This is a genomic window from Maribacter polysaccharolyticus (genome assembly GCF_028882255.1).
Taxonomy (GTDB): domain Bacteria; phylum Bacteroidota; class Bacteroidia; order Flavobacteriales; family Flavobacteriaceae; genus Maribacter_A; species Maribacter_A polysaccharolyticus.
In genome coordinates this window covers 1-16,684 of the sequence record NZ_JARBUY010000006.1, presented here as the reverse complement: position 1 = coordinate 16,684, position 16,684 = coordinate 1, and the positions used below count along the sequence as shown (strand labels likewise).

17 protein-coding genes and 1 pseudogene are annotated in these 16,684 nt (G+C 42.0%); 9 read left to right on the top strand and 9 right to left on the bottom strand.

The annotated features are described in order from the left end of the window. Positions 1 to 3: 3 nt before the first annotated feature. The 8 genes from PHU20_RS17390 (at position 4) to PHU20_RS17355 (ending at position 7,616) form a co-directional block, all read left to right on the top strand. A complete protein-coding gene (locus PHU20_RS17390) occupies positions 4 to 1,356 on the top strand; it encodes a Na(+)-translocating NADH-quinone reductase subunit A (protein WP_274826686.1) in 1,353 nt (450 codons plus the stop codon). 3 nt (positions 1,357 to 1,359) lie between these two features. Then, the gene (locus PHU20_RS17385; protein WP_274826685.1) at positions 1,360 to 2,643 is read left to right on the top strand and encodes an NADH:ubiquinone reductase (Na(+)-transporting) subunit B; all 1,284 of its coding nucleotides are present in this window, start codon (positions 1,360 to 1,362) and stop codon (positions 2,641 to 2,643) included. 2 nt (positions 2,644 to 2,645) lie between these two features. After that, the gene (locus tag PHU20_RS17380) at positions 2,646 to 3,395 is read left to right on the top strand and encodes a Na(+)-translocating NADH-quinone reductase subunit C (RefSeq protein WP_274826684.1); all 750 of its coding nucleotides are present in this window, start codon (positions 2,646 to 2,648) and stop codon (positions 3,393 to 3,395) included. Position 3,396: 1 nt separating this feature from the next. After that, positions 3,397 to 4,044, top strand: a complete 648-nt coding sequence (locus PHU20_RS17375; protein ID WP_274826683.1) for an NADH:ubiquinone reductase (Na(+)-transporting) subunit D — start codon at positions 3,397 to 3,399, stop codon at positions 4,042 to 4,044. 22 nt (positions 4,045 to 4,066) lie between these two features. Further along, entirely contained in the window at positions 4,067 to 4,813 is a 747-nt protein-coding gene (gene nqrE / locus PHU20_RS17370) for an NADH:ubiquinone reductase (Na(+)-transporting) subunit E (RefSeq protein WP_274826682.1), read from the top strand. A gap of 2 nt (positions 4,814 to 4,815) precedes the next feature. Then, positions 4,816 to 6,123: an NADH:ubiquinone reductase (Na(+)-transporting) subunit F gene (gene nqrF, locus PHU20_RS17365; protein WP_274826681.1), complete on the top strand. Its 1,308-nt coding sequence runs from the start codon at positions 4,816 to 4,818 to the stop codon at positions 6,121 to 6,123. 89 nt (positions 6,124 to 6,212) lie between these two features. After that, a complete protein-coding gene (locus tag PHU20_RS17360; protein ID WP_274826680.1) occupies positions 6,213 to 6,569 on the top strand; it encodes a Na(+)-translocating NADH-quinone reductase subunit F in 357 nt (118 codons plus the stop codon). 3 nt (positions 6,570 to 6,572) lie between these two features. Beyond that, on the top strand, positions 6,573 to 7,616 hold the full coding sequence (locus PHU20_RS17355; RefSeq protein ID WP_274826679.1) for an FAD:protein FMN transferase: 1,044 nt from the start codon (positions 6,573 to 6,575) through the stop codon (positions 7,614 to 7,616). Here the strand turns inward: PHU20_RS17355 and PHU20_RS17350 are convergent, their stop codons facing one another. From PHU20_RS17350 to gpmI, 4 genes are all read right to left on the bottom strand, one after another. Then, a complete protein-coding gene (locus tag PHU20_RS17350) occupies positions 7,617 to 8,384 on the bottom strand; it encodes a class I SAM-dependent methyltransferase (RefSeq protein ID WP_274826678.1) in 768 nt (255 codons plus the stop codon). A gap of 59 nt (positions 8,385 to 8,443) precedes the next feature. Beyond that, the gene (gene map, locus PHU20_RS17345) at positions 8,444 to 9,262 is read right to left on the bottom strand and encodes a type I methionyl aminopeptidase (RefSeq protein WP_274826677.1); all 819 of its coding nucleotides are present in this window, start codon (positions 9,260 to 9,262) and stop codon (positions 8,444 to 8,446) included. Between the two features lie 74 nt (positions 9,263 to 9,336). Further along, the gene (locus PHU20_RS17340; RefSeq protein WP_274826676.1) at positions 9,337 to 10,122 is read right to left on the bottom strand and encodes an ABC transporter substrate-binding protein; all 786 of its coding nucleotides are present in this window, start codon (positions 10,120 to 10,122) and stop codon (positions 9,337 to 9,339) included. A 14-nt stretch (positions 10,123 to 10,136) separates the two neighbouring features. Continuing rightward, on the bottom strand, positions 10,137 to 11,639 hold the full coding sequence (gene gpmI, locus PHU20_RS17335; RefSeq protein WP_274826675.1) for a 2,3-bisphosphoglycerate-independent phosphoglycerate mutase: 1,503 nt from the start codon (positions 11,637 to 11,639) through the stop codon (positions 10,137 to 10,139). Positions 11,640 to 11,878: 239 nt separating this feature from the next. Between gpmI and PHU20_RS17330 the strand changes: the two genes are divergently transcribed. After that, positions 11,879 to 12,274, top strand: a complete 396-nt coding sequence (locus PHU20_RS17330; RefSeq protein ID WP_274826674.1) for an ankyrin repeat domain-containing protein — start codon at positions 11,879 to 11,881, stop codon at positions 12,272 to 12,274. 91 nt (positions 12,275 to 12,365) lie between these two features. Here the strand turns inward: PHU20_RS17330 and PHU20_RS17325 are convergent, their stop codons facing one another. From PHU20_RS17325 to PHU20_RS17305, 5 genes and pseudogenes are all read right to left on the bottom strand, one after another. Then, positions 12,366 to 12,533, bottom strand: coding sequence for a DUF6747 family protein (locus PHU20_RS17325; RefSeq protein WP_274826673.1), 168 nt, complete (start codon positions 12,531 to 12,533; stop codon positions 12,366 to 12,368). A gap of 132 nt (positions 12,534 to 12,665) precedes the next feature. After that, a complete protein-coding gene (locus PHU20_RS17320) occupies positions 12,666 to 13,427 on the bottom strand; it encodes a M48 family metalloprotease (RefSeq protein WP_274826672.1) in 762 nt (253 codons plus the stop codon). A 38-nt stretch (positions 13,428 to 13,465) separates the two neighbouring features. Continuing rightward, on the bottom strand, positions 13,466 to 14,206 hold the full coding sequence (locus tag PHU20_RS17315) for a M15 family metallopeptidase (RefSeq protein WP_274826671.1): 741 nt from the start codon (positions 14,204 to 14,206) through the stop codon (positions 13,466 to 13,468). 224 nt (positions 14,207 to 14,430) lie between these two features. Further along, complete coding sequence (locus tag PHU20_RS17310) at positions 14,431 to 15,603, bottom strand: T9SS type B sorting domain-containing protein (RefSeq protein WP_274826670.1); 1,173 nt, start codon at positions 15,601 to 15,603, stop codon at positions 14,431 to 14,433. Positions 15,604 to 15,696: 93 nt separating this feature from the next. Continuing rightward, positions 15,697 to 16,684, bottom strand: a pseudogene (locus tag PHU20_RS17305) (hypothetical protein); the annotation flags it as partial.

The following is a 16,684-nucleotide window of genomic DNA, read 5'->3' as shown; positions in this document are numbered from 1 at the left end:
TTTATGTCTAAAGACATCAGAATACGAAAGGGCTTAAATATTAACTTGGTCGGTGCTGCCGAACAAACTACAGCCAAGGCGGTTTTAAGCAACGTTTACGCCATAAACCTGGAAGATTTTCACGGAATAACACCTAAAATGCTCGTAAAACAAGGGGCAGAGGTAAAGGCTGGGGAACCATTATTTTTCAATAAGAGTGATGAGGCCATGTTGTTCGTCTCACCGGTTAGTGGTGAATTGGTGGAAATCAAACGTGGCGCAAGGCGAAAGATACTTTCCTTGAAAATACTTGCCGATAAAACACAGTCAATTGTTGAACATGGGGGTTTTGATACGGAAAAGGCAACTTCAGCCGAAGTAAAGGCCCATTTGCTAAAAACGGGTTGTTGGCCGTTTATCAAACAACGACCCTACGATATCATAGCAAATCCGGATACGAACCCAAAATCGATTTTTATCTCAGGATACACAACGGCACCTTTGGCTGCCGATTGTGATTATGTGTTACAGGGCAAGGAAAAGGAACTTCAGGCCGCGATTACGGCTTTGGGGAAATTGACTCCGGGAAAAGTCCATGTTTCCGTGGGTGCCAATTCAAGTTCGCCTTTAGCGGGATTGAACGGCATTGAATTGCATAAGGTTTCGGGGCCACATCCTGCCGGATTGGTGGGTACCCAAATAAATAAGTTGGATCCGATCAATAAAGGTGAGGTCGTATGGACGGTTTCCCCCCAGGATTTGGTCGTGATCGGAGAGCTGCTCTTGACCGGTAAGTTCAATGCGGAGCGTAAAATCGCTTTAGCGGGGTCATCAGTAAAAGCTCCAAAATATTATACGACTAAAATAGGGGCTGAGATAGCTACTTTCCTATATGCCAGTGGTGTGAACAATGATAATTTCAGGGTGATCAACGGCGATGTCCTGACGGGTGCGAAAAGTAGGCCTGATGGACATTTAGGTTTTTACAATAATACGGTGACCGCTATCCCGGAAGGGGATGATTACGAAATGTTCGGATGGGCACTTCCGGTTTTCAATAAGGTTTCCACGACGAGGGCCTTGACCTTCTCATGGTTGAACCCCAAAAAGAAATACGATCTGAATACCAATACGAATGGGGAACATCGTGCATTTGTCGTAACCGGGCAATATGAAGAGGTTTTCCCATTGGATATTTTTCCAATGCAACTGCTCAAAGCGTGCATGATCAAGGATCTTGATGAAATGGAACAACTGGGGCTTTATGAAGTGGCTCCGGAAGATTTTGCTTTAACTGAATTCATTTGCATTTCCAAGCAGCCCCACCAGAAGATCATTCGGGAGGGATTGGACTTATTATATAAAGAAATAGGCTAAAAGATGAGTGATAAAAGACTGACCTTTAAGAAAAGACTGCATATCCTTAAGCACCATTACCGGGATAAGAAAATGGCACCTGCGTTCAACGCGATCCATACCTTCTTGTTCTCTCCCGATGATACTACCCATTCAGGGGCGCATGTGCGCGGTGCGGATGATTTAAAGCGTACCATGAATATGGTGATAATGGCATTGCTTCCGGTATTGTTGTTTTCCATGTTCAATGCAGGCTATCAATATTATGCGGCTATCGATGCCGCGAACAATGTATCCCGTGAATTTTCATTGTGGGATACGTTCTTGACCTGGGATAATTTTTGGATTGGGATCATCAAGGTGTTGCCATTGGTGGTGGTTTCCTATGGAGTGGGATTGTTGGTCGAATTCATTTTTGCGATCATAAAAGGACACGAAGTAGAAGAAGGATATTTGGTTACCGGTATGTTGGTGCCTTTGATCGTTCCTATCGATACCCCGCTATGGATGTTGGCGGTAGCTGTCGTCTTTGGTGTGGTCATCGGAAAAGAGGTCTTTGGAGGTACGGGGATGAATATCCTGAATCCGGCATTGACCATTAGGGCCTTCTTGTTTTTCGCTTATCCGACTTGGATGAGTGGTGATAAGGTTTGGGTGTACCAAGCCGTGGAAAGGACCGGAACGGCGGATGCCATCTCGGGTGAAACGGTTTTAGGGGCATTGGCCCAAAACAATCTGGCAGAACTCAATTACTCTGTATCCGATATGTTCTTTGGTTTTATACCGGGATCGGTCGGGGAAACCTCTACATTCCTTATCCTCTTGGGAGGGTTGTTCTTGATTTATAGTAAAATTGCCAGCTGGCGGATTATGTTGAGCGCCGTAATCGGATCTTTGGTCATGGGCTTGATTTTTAACCTCGTTGTGGATATGGGGGTAATTTCAGAGGCTAGTAATTTTTACGGATTGATGAGTTTTGAATATTGGAAACACTTATTGGTCGGAGGTTTGGCTTTTGGTATAGTATATATGGCCACAGATCCCGTTACAGGTTCCCAGACCAATAAGGGAAAATGGATTTACGGATTCCTTATCGGTTTTATGTCGGTGATGATCCGGGTTTTCAACCCTGCGTATCCGGAAGGGGTGTTCTTGGCAATCCTGTTGATGAACGTATTTGCACCTACTATCGATCATTATGTGGTTAAAGCGAATATCAACAAACGTTTGAAGCGATTCAAGAACGCGACTATTCTACCAAAGGATTCAGATAGCAAAGCAGAAGAATTAAAAGCAGAAACAGTTTAATCATGGCAATGAATACAGAAAAGAACAGTTACACGGTAATTTTTGCAGCCGTAATGGTTGTTATCGTTGGTACCATTTTGGCCTTTTTATCGTCTTCTTTAAGTGGTAAGATCGATGAGAATAAACGTCTGGAAAAACAACAGAACATTCTTTATGCCATGGGTGTCAATGAGAATGAAGGAGAAGGTAGTGTTAGTTTCGTGCCTACCGAAAAGGTAGCGGGTGAGTTCTCAAAATATATCAAGGAACAATTGATTATCGAAGGGGACAAGATCACCAAAGATGATCAGGCCTATCTGATCGATCTTAAAAAGCAAGCTACTGCAGCCAAAAATGGAGAAGTTAGAAAACTGCCCTTGTTCATAGGGGATAAGGATGGGAAAACTTTCTATATCATCCCGATGAGGGGTAAAGGATTGTGGGACGCCATATGGGGATTCGTTGCTTTGGACGATCAAATGGTGGTCCAAGGGGTTTATTTCGATCATGCCGGTGAAACACCCGGACTTGGAGCCAATATCAAACAACGATATTTTATGGATGACTTTGCAGGTGAAACCATCTTGGATGGTACCAAATACGCTGGTATTGCCGTTGCCAAAGGAAATAATGATCCCTTGAACGAAATCAAGGACGATAATGAAGTCGATGCACTTGCAGGGGCCACGATTACCGGTAATGGGGTTTCTGCGATGATCAGCGAAAGTGTAAATCTATATAAGGACTATTTAGAAACGATTAGAGTTAAATAATATGGCACTACTTTCAAAAAAAGATGCGAATTTAATTAAAGACCCGCTAGCCGATAATAACCCTATTACCATTCAGGTATTGGGTATCTGTTCTGCCTTGGCCATTACGGCCGAGTTGAAAGCTTCTGTGGTAATGGCGATTTCAGTGCTGTTTGTATTGGGAATCGGTAATGTCGTCATATCCTTAATGAGGAATATCATCCCATCAAAAATAAGGATCATTGTACAGCTGATCGTTGTTGCGACATTGGTGATTATCGTGGATCAGGTATTAAAGGCATTTGCCTACGAATTGAGTAAGACCCTTTCTGTATTTGTCGGTTTGATCATTACGAACTGTATCATTATGGGACGTTTTGAAGCCTTTGCCCTTGGTAACGGACCGTGGAGGTCTTTTCTTGACGGTATCGGTAATTCCCTAGGGTATGGAATTATATTGGTGATCGTTGGGTTCTTTAGGGAGCTTTTGGGATCAGGAACATTGTTTGGTATCCCGGTATTGGGTAACCCGATCAATAAAACCGGTCTTTACGCCTTGGGGTATGAAAATAACGGATTTATGATCATTCCACCAGCGGCATTGATCGTAGTCGGTATTATCATCTGGGTACAGCGTTCTAAGAACAAAGCGTTAATAGAAGACAACTAATAGTTATTTTAAAAATAATATCATGTTAGAGCATATAGAATTATTTTTTAGGTCCATATTCATAGATAATATGGTGTTTGCGGTATTCTTGGGAATGTGTTCCTATTTGGCTGTATCGAAAAAAGTGGCTACGGCCGTAGGTTTGGGTGCTGCGGTTATTTTTGTTTTGGCGGTAACGGTGCCCATGAACTGGTTATTGGATCAATATTTACTTCGCGATGGGGCTTTGGCCTGGTTGGGACCCGAATATGCGGATTATAACCTAAGCTTCTTATCTTTTATACTTTTTATAGCAACGATTGCGACCATGGTACAATTGGTAGAAATCGTAGTAGAGAAATTCTCACCATCACTTTACAATTCATTGGGTATCTTTTTACCATTGATCGCGGTTAACTGCGCCATATTGGGAGGATCGTTATTTATGCAATCCAGGGAGATCGCCACGTTGGGATTGGCCTTTAATTACGGTGTCAGTTCTGGAATAGGATGGTTCTTGGCCATATTGGCCATAGCGGCCATACGGGAAAAAATTCGATATTCAAACGTACCGGCTCCTTTGAGGGGATTGGGTATTACCTTTATTATTACCGGTTTAATGGGTATCGGTTTCCAGAGTTTTGGTGGTATGTTGACAGGTGGTAGCGATGAAGAGGCCCCTGTAGAGGAAACCACGGCTGCTGCGAAAGACGAAGAGGTAGGGAAAAAAGAAAATAAAAAAGAGATCGATGAAAAAGAGATCTCATATAATGACGCTATAAACAAGTAAAAATGATTTTAGCTACAAGTACAGGTGGAACAATCCTAATAACGGTAATCTCGTTCCTTATTTTATTATTGGCCTTGGTGGCAATCCTATTGTTTGCCAAACAAAAACTTTCTCCGTCAGGACCGGTAACCATTACCATTAACGGGGAGAAAAAGATTGAGGTTGGATCGGGTGGATCTTTGCTATCGACCCTTGGAAACCAAAAAATATTCCTTCCTTCGGCCTGTGGGGGCGGTGGTACCTGTATCCAATGTGAATGCCATGTGCTTTCAGGTGGAGGTGAGGCGCTACCTACGGAGACCCCTCATTTCTCTAAAAGGGAATTGAATGAAGGGGCACGTTTGGCCTGTCAGGTAAAAGTGAAACAGGATATGGAAATCACCATTCCTGAAGAGGTTTTCGGTATTAAGAAATGGGAAGGAACCGTTGTACGGAATTATAACGTGGCTTCTTTTATCAAGGAATTTGTTGTGGAGATTCCCGAGGATATGAACTATAAAGCCGGTGGGTATATTCAGATTGAAATTCCACCTTGTGAGATCAACTATTCCGATATTGATATCACGGCACACCCAGAGGAGCATGAAACACCCGATAAATTTCAGGCAGAATGGGATAAATTCAACCTTTGGCCTTTGGTGATGAAAAATCCGGAGACCGTGGAAAGAGCCTATTCCATGGCTTCCTATCCTGCAGAAGGCCGTGAGGTCATGTTGAACGTAAGGATTGCCACACCACCATGGGATCGTTCAACGAATGGTTGGATGAATGTAAATCCAGGGGTGGCATCTTCTTATATTTTCTCAAGAAAACCAGGTGACAAAGTGATCATTTCAGGACCTTACGGTGAATTCTTCATCAATGAGTCCGATGCCGAAATGTTATATGTCGGTGGTGGTGCCGGTATGGCCCCGATGCGCTCACACTTATACCACCTTTTCAAAACCTTGAAAACCAACCGAAAAGTTACCTATTGGTACGGTGGTCGTTCTAAACGGGAGTTGTTCTATCTGGAACATTTTTATGAATTGGAAAGGGAATTCCCGAACTTTAAATTCTATTTGGCCCTTTCAGAGCCCATGGAAGAGGATAATTGGAAGGTGAAAGAGGATATAGATGCACCGGGAGATGGTTTCGTCGGTTTCATTCATAATTGTGTTATCGATAATTATTTAAGCAAACACGAAGCTCCTGAAGATATAGAATTATATTTCTGTGGACCTCCATTGATGAACAAGGCCGTTCAGAAAATGGGCGAGGATTTTGGAATCCCGGATGAAAATATCCGATTTGACGATTTTGGAGGCTAATGGATAATAGCCACAAACCAAAAATATAGATTACGGACCTGGCAGTTTCAATAACTGTCAGGTTTTTTCAATTTAAGCAGTGGTACGTGATGAAGGCATTGAATGATCAAGAATTACACAATCTTGCCATGAACATTGTGGGGAGGCAACTCGAGGCCGAGGGGTATGAATTCATGGGGGTGAACAGTAAGCCCAAAAAGAATCCCCAATTCGTATGCCTGAAAGATAAGGAACTTCATTTTATCGTGGTCCGCAATGTGGCCTATCCCGAAGACCCAAAATCATACGACGGGGCCTTGATGGCCAAAATGAAGGATCATGCCCAAAAGCACAAGGCCAAGATCTACTATGCCGGGGTGGGGTTGTATAACGCATCCAATCGTAATTTACCGGTGTATTTAAATGAGGAATACTTGGTCGAATATGAAGGACTTATTGAGATTTAAGATATGGAAAAGCTAAGACCGGGATCGCTATCCCAAATGTTAGGTGTATTTTTTGGTATACTGTTGTTAATGGGCATAGCTTCCTGTAACCCGTCCCCCGAAAAATTTGTAAAGAATTCGAATTCCGGTGGGGCTTTGGGAACGTCATATAGTATCATCTATATTTCCGATCGGGAATTGGACTATCAGACCGAAATCGACTCCGTTTTCAAGGTGGTGAACCAATCCCTTTCAACCTATATCGATACCTCCGATATTTCGAGGATCAATAAAGGGGAAACCAATGTCGTTGTCGATGGAATGTTCCGGGAGGTTTTTGAACTTTCAAAGGAAATATACTCCAAAACCGATGGGTATTTCGATCCGACCGTAGGCATCATGGTCAATGCATGGGGCTTTGGCCCTGGGGAGAAAGTGGTTATGGACAGTGTTCGGGTCGACAGCCTAATGCAATTTGTGGGGCTTGAAAAAGTGGATATAACTCCTGAGAACCTCATAGTTAAACAGTATCCGGATACGTATCTTGATTTTAATGCGATTGCCAAAGGGTATGCCATAGACCGATTGGCGAAGATGATGGACCAAAAGGGCATCGAGGATTACCTATTGGAAGTCGGTGGGGAATTGGTCGGAAAAGGCATCAATCGCATAAAGCAAAAACCATGGGTAGTCGGTATTGACGATCCCCAAGCGGAAATGGGTAGAAGTTTGAAAATATTGATGCAGTTGGAGGATAAGGCCTTGGCTTCTTCGGGAAATTACCGAAAATTCAGGGTGGATTCGGTTACCGGTAAAAAGTATGTACATACGATCGATCCTAAAACGGGATATACCAAAAATGCCAGTACTTTGGGAGTAACGGTCTTGGCCAATTCCTGCGCCGTTGCAGATGCCTATGCGACCTCTTTTATGGCGATGGATCTTGAAAAGGCCAAAGAAATATTACAGGATCAAAACGAGTTGGAGGGGTATGTGATCTATATCGGTGAAGAAGGGCAGACCATGGAGTATATGACGCCTGGTTTTAAAAAATTGGTGTTACCTTGATTAAAGCTTGCGAACCAGCGGTATAATTTCATTGGGAGCCAATCTATACCTGTCTATTTCCTCCGGTGTCAGGTTCTTATTGAAGGATACTTCCGTTACGTTGAAACCAATATTCCTGAGTTTGTCGAAATAATCCCGGCCATAAATGCGCACATGGTCGTATTGGCCAAAGATCCTTGCACGTTCCTTTCTGTCGGTAATGCTATTGTCTTCAAAAGTATGTTCCCGGTCCAAATCTTGTGGAATTTGAAATATGCCCCAACCGCCGGGTTTCATGACACGATATAGTTCCTGCATGGCTTTTTGGTCATTGGGGATATGCTCCAATACATGGTTGCAAAGTATCACATCATAAGTGTTGTCCTTAAAGGGCAGGTCGCAAATATCGGCTTCTACATCGGCCAAAGGGGAGTTTAAGTCCGTTGTGGTGTAGTCGATATTCTCCATGCGCCGAAACTTTTTATAAAATGCCTGTTCAGGTGCAAAATGTAAAACCTTGAGATCGGAAATGAAGAAATCGGTTTCCTTTTTAAGGAACAACCATAATAATCGATGTCTTTCCAAGGAAAGGGTAGAGGGGGATAGTACATTATCCCTTGGGTTCTCGTAACCATAGGGCAAAAATGCCTTGAATTGTTTCCCGTCAATAGGGTCGGTGTATTTTTTTCCCCTAAGCCAAAAGGCAACAAAGGGTCTGACCCAATAACTCAACTTTATAAGTACAGGTCGCGGAATGATGTTCAGGAAATATTTAAAGACTTTTTTCATGTATTCCTTCCGCTACCGATGCTTAGTTTCATCAATATGGTTTGAAATCGGTATATGGGCTATAATTGGATTTTCTTTTGATGAAATTCATCCTCTTCATCGGATTCAATTCCCAAAGCCTGATAAATATACTGAAATGTGGATAGTAGTTCGGGTTTGCCGTTGACTATGGCCACGTTGTGTTCAAAATGTGCACTGGGCTGTCCGTCAGCCGTAAGAATGGTCCAACCGTCTTTCAGTTGCTTGATTCTTTTTGTGCCCATGTTGATCATGGGTTCAATGGCAACGACAAGGCCTTCCATGAATTTTTTACCCCTTCCACGTCTACCGTAATTGGGCATTTCGGGATCTTCATGCAGACTTTTTCCCAAGCCATGACCGACCAATTCACGAACAACGCCATAACCAAAGCTCTCGCAATAATGCTGAATGGCGTAGGCGACATCACCGACACGATTCCCTACTTTGAATTCGCGAATGCCCAAATAGAGCGATTCTTTGGTGACCTTGAGCAGTTTTTTGGTTTCCGGGGCTACTTCACCCACCTCAAACGTATAGGCGTGATCCCCATAATAACCATTTTTATAGGCTCCGCAATCCACGGAGATGATATCCCCATCTTTTAAAGGCTCGTTGGTGGGTATACCGTGTACAACTTGGGCATTTGGACTCATGTTCAGGGTGTTGGGAAAATCGTACATCCCCAAAAAACCGGGCTCGGCACCTTGTTCCCTAATGAATTCCTCAGCCAATTTATCTAAAAACAAGGCATTGACACCTGGTTTGATCTCTGTGGCCAACATTCCAAGTGTTTTGGAAACGACCAATGCGCTTTCGCGCATCAGTTCTATTTCTTCGGGTGTTTTAACTATAATCATATGTTGCAAAGGTATATATTTACTTCGAAGCTTGGAAGCCTAAAGGTGTCAATCTAATAGGTTTGTCAAAAGTGTTAATGCAGGCTTTTAAAGTACTCAAAAGCCAATAATAGTCGAGAACCATACCAAGAAAAATATTCGCCATCCACAAGGAGGCCCTTTCCTTCCATACCGGTATTTTCAATAGCATTGATATGTTGCTCTTTAAAAGGAAATGGTTCTGAAGAAAGCAAGGCCAGATCTACTTTGGTTTTATTCAATAGATCGTTGTCAATTGAGGGATATCGAGGTTTTTCGGGACTCATGTTGATAAAGCCATTTAATTGAAGCAAATGATCTATGAAAGTACCTTTTCCTGCAAGCATCCATGGCTTTTGCCAAATAAAATAGAGCACTCTTTTTTTGGGTTTATTTTCAATAAAGGATAGGAAGCTTTTTTGTTCGCGTTCGATCCCGGAAACCAAAGTTGCCGATTTATCCGCACAATTGAACATGGTTCCGTATTGTCTTATTAGGTGTAATGCGTTTTTTATATTGTTTACCTCAGAGACATGAACCGCGTATTTTTTTTCAAGGGTCTGAACAATTTCTTTTGTGTTTTCTTCCTTGTTACAGAGAATAATATTGGGCTCTAATTTGGCAATTTTATCATAGGAGACTTTTTTAGTTCCTCCAACAATGGTTTTTGTTTTTTTTAAGTGGCCTGGATGAACACAGAATTTAGTGATTCCGACCAAGTACTCTTCAAGGCCCAAATCTACAAGTAGTTCAGTTTCGGAGGGTACTAGGGATATGATACGAAAAGGCCAACTTGGTAAAACCGTAGTTCTTCCAAGTTGGTCTTTTATTCTATTTTGCATTGCTACGTATTGATTTATACCAAAGGCTCCCTTGTCATGGCTTCTGGCTGCGCAACACCGATCATTTTTAAAATGGTCGGTGCAACATCACCTAAAACACCATCCTTTATTTCTTTTAATTCCTTATCGATCAAAATTACAGGAACAGGATTCGTGGTATGTGCCGTATGGGGTGAACCATCAGGGTTGATCATGGTCTCACAGTTACCGTGATCCGCAATCAATATGGTCGAGTATCCATTTTCCAAACCTGTTTCAATGACATCCTTTGCGCAAATATCCACAGCTTCGCAAGCTTTAATTGCAGCCTCCATAATTCCTGTATGGCCTACCATATCACCATTCGCAAAATTAAGACATACAAAATCAGCTTCTTGCTTTTTCAATTCTTCTACCAAAGCATCCCTTAATTCATAAGCACTCATCTCAGGCTTTAGGTCGTAAGTGGCTACTTTAGGCGAATTTCTCAGGATTCTACTTTCACCTTCAAAAGGTTCTTCCTTTCCTCCTGAGAAAAAGAAAGTTACGTGAGGGTATTTTTCTGTTTCTGCTATTCTGATTTGTTTTTTGCCAGCTTTGGATAATACTTCACCAATGGTTTCAGTGATATTGTCTTTATTGAAAATTACATGGATACCTTTAAAACTATCATCATAGTTTGTCATGGTAACATAATATAATTTCCGTTTGGTCGTATTGTACTCAGGGAAATCGTTTTGTGACAACATATTGGTCAATTCCCGTCCGCGATCTGTTCTGAAATTGAAAAAGATTATAACATCGTCTTCTTCAATAATACCATTTTTATCGGCAACCAATGGTTTAATGAACTCATCCGTAACTCCATTAGCATAGTTGGATTCTAAACTTGCTACCACATTATCGGTGGGGTCACCGATTCCATTGGCAATTACGTCATAAGCCAGTTTTACCCTTTCCCATCGATTATCGCGATCCATAGCGTAATAACGACCTGTCAATGTGGCGATTTTACCTGTGGTTTTTGCCATATGGTCCTCTAAATCGGCAACAAATGAAGCTCCCGATTTTGGATCTACATCCCTACCATCCGTAAAGGCATGTACGTATACCTTATCAAGGTCATTGTCTTTTGCCGCACTTAACAGGCCTTTTAAGTGGTTAATGTGGGAATGGACACCGCCATTGCTCAATAATCCTAAGAAATGTACTTTTTTATTGTTTGTTTTTGCATAGTTAAATGCATCAACCAAGACTTTTTCGTCTTTTAAAGTATTGTTTTCAATCGCAAGATTGATTCTGGTCAGTTCTTGGTAAACGATTCTTCCGGCACCTAAATTCATATGCCCAACTTCACTGTTTCCCATTTGGCCATCCGGCAGACCTACATTTAACCCATCTGTACGTAATGTCGCATTCGGGTACTTCGTATATAAACTGTCAATAAAAGGAGTGTTTGCATTGTCAATAGCGGAAACTTTTGGATCGGGGGATTTGCCCCAGCCATCCAAAATCATTAAGATTACTTTTTTGTTCATGATGTATAATTTCGTTCTGCAAAAATACGGTGTTACAATAAGTTTAGCTAGTTATTCAAGGGCCTTTTTTTAACATTCAAACCCCGTGATAGGGGCACAAATATATTCGCAAGATGTTAAAATTTAGTTATTTAACAATTTGCACTGAAACAATTTTACGCCCAAGGGGTCTATTGGTATAGTAATTAACAGTATTCATCAATCATTACCGGATAAATCCGGTAGCAAAAACAATCATCATGAGAAAAACAATCGTAATTGCGGTCACGGCGTGTATGTTCGTGGTTTCCAATGTAATGGCAAGCCATCAAAGTCAAAAAGAACCTTTAAAAGGGAACCTCGTTTCCTCGGAAATGGCAGAGCTGAGTACATTTTGTAAGGCCATAATCAATGGGGATATCGATCTGGTCAAAAAGTTGATTGCCCTGGGGGAGGATGTGAATAAAAAATCCCTTGGGAAGACCCCTGCCATTTATGCTGCCCGTTATAACCAAGTCGAGATTTTGAAGGTGTTGATTACAAATGGGGCCGACCTTAGTATCAAAAGCAATAATGGATATACCATTGCGGAAATTGCAAAAATGTCCCGTGCCAAGGAGGCTTTGAGGGTAATCAACGCAGAAATGCAAAGTTGATGAAGGTACAAAATAATGAATCCCGCCTTTGGCGGGATTCATTGATATTCACTTCAAATAGTGTTCAGGTAAAAGAGTGAACCTTAGTGGTTTAGAATTCGAAACCCGTAGCTGCCCTATAAATAAAAGCATAGAATGCCATCATCAGCATAATAACACAGAAAACCGAGTAGGCTTTTAAGAGCAATACCACAAAATATGGACGGCAACCCTCGAATGCTTCCGTGTAAATGTCTTTAAAATGTAATAGTGTTCCCATATAGTTTGTTTAAGTGATCGTAAATCAAAGCTATAAGGGTTAAATCTGAGGCAATTGAAAGATTGGGGGGTAAAGCCCAAAGATACTAAAATAAAATTTTAATCAAATCGTTTTCCGTTAATTCTAAAAAAACTAGCCCCCGTATTTGGCAATGGCTTCCTTGATCTTTTCCACACGGTTCTCCGGGTCAGGGTGGGTACTCTGGAATTCGGGCACGCGATCGGGCCCGGCGGCTGCCTTTAAAATCTTCATGACCTCGATCATTTCCATAGCGTCATAACCCGCATTTATCATAAAAAGAACGCCAAGTTCATCGCTTTCCAATTCATCCCCACGACCATTTTTCAAGAGTGTATTCTGTCCGATACTACTTACGATTCCACCGGCATCGGCACCAACGTTGGCTCCCATGGCGACGGTTTGCCAAAAATTACTGTCCGCAATACGTTCGGCGGAATGCCTACCGATCACATGTCCGATTTCATGCCCGAGTACTCCTGCCAATTGTGCTTCGTTCAATTGGGAAAATAGGGCATAGGTGATAAAAACCTGCCCCCCCGGTAAAGCAAATGCGTTTATGGTTCGGTCATCTGCCAATAAGTGAAAATCATATTGGTAAGGGGTCTCACGGGCGATACTGTTTTCGACCAGTTTGTTCCCTACGAAATCTACAAAGGACTGAAATCGTTCATCGGGATAAAGACCGCCATGTTGTTGCGCGATTTCAGGGGCACTTTGTAGGCCAATGGCAATTTCTTGGTCCGAGGTCATGTTGATGTTCTGCTCCCTGCCCGTGTACGGATTCTCTTCTTGGTTACTGCACCTTTGGATAATGGCAAAAATGACAATGGCCAAGCCTATGAATATCCGAATTTTCCAATTGCCTCTTCCCATGGTTAGTAATAACGAGTGTCGGCCAATATATAAAAATCCTATAAAAGTGCCGTATTTATATCCAAAATATTATTTCGCAAGTAATTTTTGATAAATCCCGTTGTGAAGTGTTCGCCCCCATAAAAACTTTCTTCCCGTAACAATTGAACGATATTCAACCTTCTATAAGCGGTTAACATGGGTATGGAGATCGGGGCATAGCTATAATGCCATGGTTCATATTTAAAACCCCTTCTTTTAGGGTCCTTCGTATATACCAAATGGAAGTCGAATTTCTTTGAATTTTCATCCATCCACTTTTTAAAATCCTCAAAAGGGCCCCCTGCTTCGAATTTTTCGGGAACGAGTACATCCCCATTTGTTTTTCTATACCCATCAATAATGTCGATGTCGGTACCCCAGTGATGTCTGCTCGTTCCGGGAATGGTCGAATATTCAATGATTTTTTCAATGGCCGCTAAAGGCGACATACCATCGTCTTCGGTGTACTTGATGTATTTTCTTTCCCAGATAGCTTCCTGTCTATAAAAACTACGATAGCTTGATACGATTTTAAGATCGATACCATCGCTGTATGCGGCTTTTTTCATGGCCAAAAAAGCATCGTGGGCTTCTTTACGAAGGTTTATCCCTTCGCCGAATAATTCTATATCCTCCTTACCCATTAATTCCAAGACCGAGTACTCATGTTCAGGCTCCTTGGCAAGCATCAGGGAGGGGGTTAAAGCTAAGCCGATTCCGGAAATACTACTTTTCTTTATGAACGATCTTCTTTTCATCTTATTAATATGATTTGAACCCATGTGATTTTCGATGTTTATCTGCAACTATGGTGCCACCATTGGGTATATGTTCTATAACGTCGAACCTTCTAAAAAGATTATACCATGGGGTAATTTAAAATTCCAATGGGTATTCCATTCCCTAAAAGTAATCAAAATAATAAGGGAAGATCGAAAACGGATCCATGCATCGGGGTTTTCAGGAAGGTATGTTTACGCCATTATTGTTTTACGGAAAGGTATAAATATCCCTGATGGCGCTTTTTAAGGTCGTGCATTGTAATGATATAAAAATAAATACCTGTGGCCAGTCCAGAATCCCTGCTGATCACCGAATTCCTGTTCGAAACCCCGTTGAATTCATTTTGGTAATTTTCCTTGGAATAGACCAAAACCCCATATCTATTGAAAATTTGAAGGGAGTTATTGGGGGACGCCTCCAAACCATCGAGTACCAGGTAATCGTTTTTACCATCCCCATTGGGGGTCATATAATAATTGTCGAGTTCTAAAGTTTCAAATTGTTCCACTTCATCCGCATTACCTCCCAAGGTCAATATTTCGTAGTCATTGGGGATAAAGGGTTCCGAGGTAATGGAACCGTTTACAAGTCCGCCTTCGACGTTGGTATTTCCTAAGTTTACCCATTGATTACCTTCCTTATGCCAGCCCACGACCTTGAGGTCCCCTAAATATTCGGCCAATGCCCCAATATTACTATCTTCATCCCAAGTAAGGGTAACCGAGGTCATGACCTCACCTTCCAGATGCCAGAATTCCTTGTCACTGACCGACATGTATTCAGAGGCTATTTTTCCGGTTTCAAAACTCTTTCCGAAAACGGAAGGCGAATTGGGGTCTTCATAAAAATAAGCGCATTTGACCAAGGGGTCGATCTCATCCGAGCTTATTCCCAAGGGCCTAAGTCTATTATCATCACCCACGGGAAAGGTAAAGTTGTCCTTGTTCGTGAAAGCGGCATATCCATCGATAAGGGATACGTCATTTTCCCCTACGTAAAAGGCATCTTCCAAAAAATTGGTGAATATATCGGAATTGATCCTAGGGGTGATCACATCCCCGACGACGAGGTTCACATTATTGGTCACATCCATTTGGGTGTTTAAATACAGTCCATTGTCGACCGCGATTTCGGCATCGTAAAAAACGGGTATTTCAGATCCTGAAACCGTAATCGATTTATCGAACCCATAAAAACCGACCAAGCCCGAATTTTGGTCAAAATCACCGTCATTGATTACATCCATATGAAAACCGACCATGGTAGACCCATGTATCTGCATGGGGCCATAGTTGTGTACGGCATCTTGGGCGTTTAAAAACGCAACAGCTGTAAAAATTAGGATTACAAATATTTGTTTGATAACATTCATATACTGAATTATACTTTCTTTTCGAGTTCTATACAATGATTCCTTAGTCGATGAAACTTCCTGATAACGAAAACTAAAGCTCGTTTTACCTTATTACTGGGATTTGTTTATTAGCTGCCAATATGTTCCATCAAATTGAAATGTATAGGTATGTTTTTCTTTTAGTTCATTTTCTCTATCCCCTTCTTCATCTATATAATTTATATTCGTTTCATTTTTCTTGGCATTTTGCATTATTTTCAAAACATAGATTTGTCCTGTTACAGCTGTTGAAGGGAATGAAATGGTATCGTTGTTTCCATAAACAATTAAAGTATAATCATTTGGTCCTAGGGTGTAATCTGATGTTGTACTGGCAATACCACGAATAAGCGCGCCACCCGGTGTATCAGCATTCGTGGTTTGGTCTTCCCATGCTACATCTCCGGAACTGTTGGTTACCAAAACTTGATTGCTGTTTCCGGGCTCGATTTTTATGGGCGTTACACTGCCATCCAAAATATTTTCCGTTTCTACGGCATCCACCTTAAGTTCGGAGGTACCTACGGCATCGGCATTGATTTCCGAGGCATTTACGGAATTAGGGGCCAGATCGGATGCTGTAATCGAGTTATCGGCTATTTTTCCTCCAGGACCTCCAATTATGGCTCCATCTAAGATTTTAGCCGTGGTTATGGCATCGTCTGCGATAACCGTGGCATTGGTCGGACCTGTAACATCACCGGCCAAATCACTGATGGAAAACTCCGTTCCACTTAAGGTCAACCCCGTTCCGGCCGTATATTGGGTGTCGTCATCCCCATCGTCGAGTCCCGTTGGTCTGTTGCTAAGACTGGTCCAACCCCCATCAAAATCATCGGCCGCATTATCATCATACCCACTAAGGTCTATAGTGGTGGCATCTGGGTCATTGGATAAGGTGATAATACCTCCTGAAAATTGTAGGTCTTGTATTTCATTGGTAGCGCTTAAATCCCCATCGGCAGTGTTATGTGCGGCGATGGCAGCAACATTGGTCGCAATGTCCGTGGCATTGGTAGCAATATTTGCAGCATTGACTGCAATTCCTGAAATATCCTGA

Bases quoted from the DNA above. Each gene is read 5' to 3' on its own strand.
- nqrE (WP_274826682.1), top strand. From the start codon at position 4,067: ATGTTAGAGCATATAGAATTATTTTTTAGGTCCATATTCATAGATAAT.
- PHU20_RS17360 (WP_274826680.1), top strand. From the start codon at position 6,213: ATGAAGGCATTGAATGATCAAGAATTACACAATCTTGCCATGAACATT.
- PHU20_RS17330 (WP_274826674.1), top strand. From the start codon at position 11,879: ATGAGAAAAACAATCGTAATTGCGGTCACGGCGTGTATGTTCGTGGTT.
- PHU20_RS17350 (WP_274826678.1), bottom strand. From the start codon at position 8,384: ATGAAAAAAGTCTTTAAATATTTCCTGAACATCATTCCGCGACCTGTA.
- PHU20_RS17320 (WP_274826672.1), bottom strand. From the start codon at position 13,427: ATGGGAAGAGGCAATTGGAAAATTCGGATATTCATAGGCTTGGCCATT.
- PHU20_RS17355 (WP_274826679.1), top strand. From the start codon at position 6,573: ATGGAAAAGCTAAGACCGGGATCGCTATCCCAAATGTTAGGTGTATTT.
- PHU20_RS17325 (WP_274826673.1), bottom strand. From the start codon at position 12,533: ATGGGAACACTATTACATTTTAAAGACATTTACACGGAAGCATTCGAG.
- PHU20_RS17310 (WP_274826670.1), bottom strand. From the start codon at position 15,603: ATGAATGTTATCAAACAAATATTTGTAATCCTAATTTTTACAGCTGTT.
- PHU20_RS17380 (WP_274826684.1), top strand. From the start codon at position 2,646: ATGGCAATGAATACAGAAAAGAACAGTTACACGGTAATTTTTGCAGCC.
- gpmI (WP_274826675.1), bottom strand. From the start codon at position 11,639: ATGAACAAAAAAGTAATCTTAATGATTTTGGATGGCTGGGGCAAATCC.
- nqrF (WP_274826681.1), top strand. From the start codon at position 4,816: ATGATTTTAGCTACAAGTACAGGTGGAACAATCCTAATAACGGTAATC.
- PHU20_RS17390 (WP_274826686.1), top strand. From the start codon at position 4: ATGTCTAAAGACATCAGAATACGAAAGGGCTTAAATATTAACTTGGTC.
- PHU20_RS17340 (WP_274826676.1), bottom strand. From the start codon at position 10,122: ATGCAAAATAGAATAAAAGACCAACTTGGAAGAACTACGGTTTTACCA.
- PHU20_RS17315 (WP_274826671.1), bottom strand. From the start codon at position 14,206: ATGAAAAGAAGATCGTTCATAAAGAAAAGTAGTATTTCCGGAATCGGC.
- PHU20_RS17385 (WP_274826685.1), top strand. From the start codon at position 1,360: ATGAGTGATAAAAGACTGACCTTTAAGAAAAGACTGCATATCCTTAAG.
- PHU20_RS17375 (WP_274826683.1), top strand. From the start codon at position 3,397: ATGGCACTACTTTCAAAAAAAGATGCGAATTTAATTAAAGACCCGCTA.
- map (WP_274826677.1), bottom strand. From the start codon at position 9,262: ATGATTATAGTTAAAACACCCGAAGAAATAGAACTGATGCGCGAAAGC.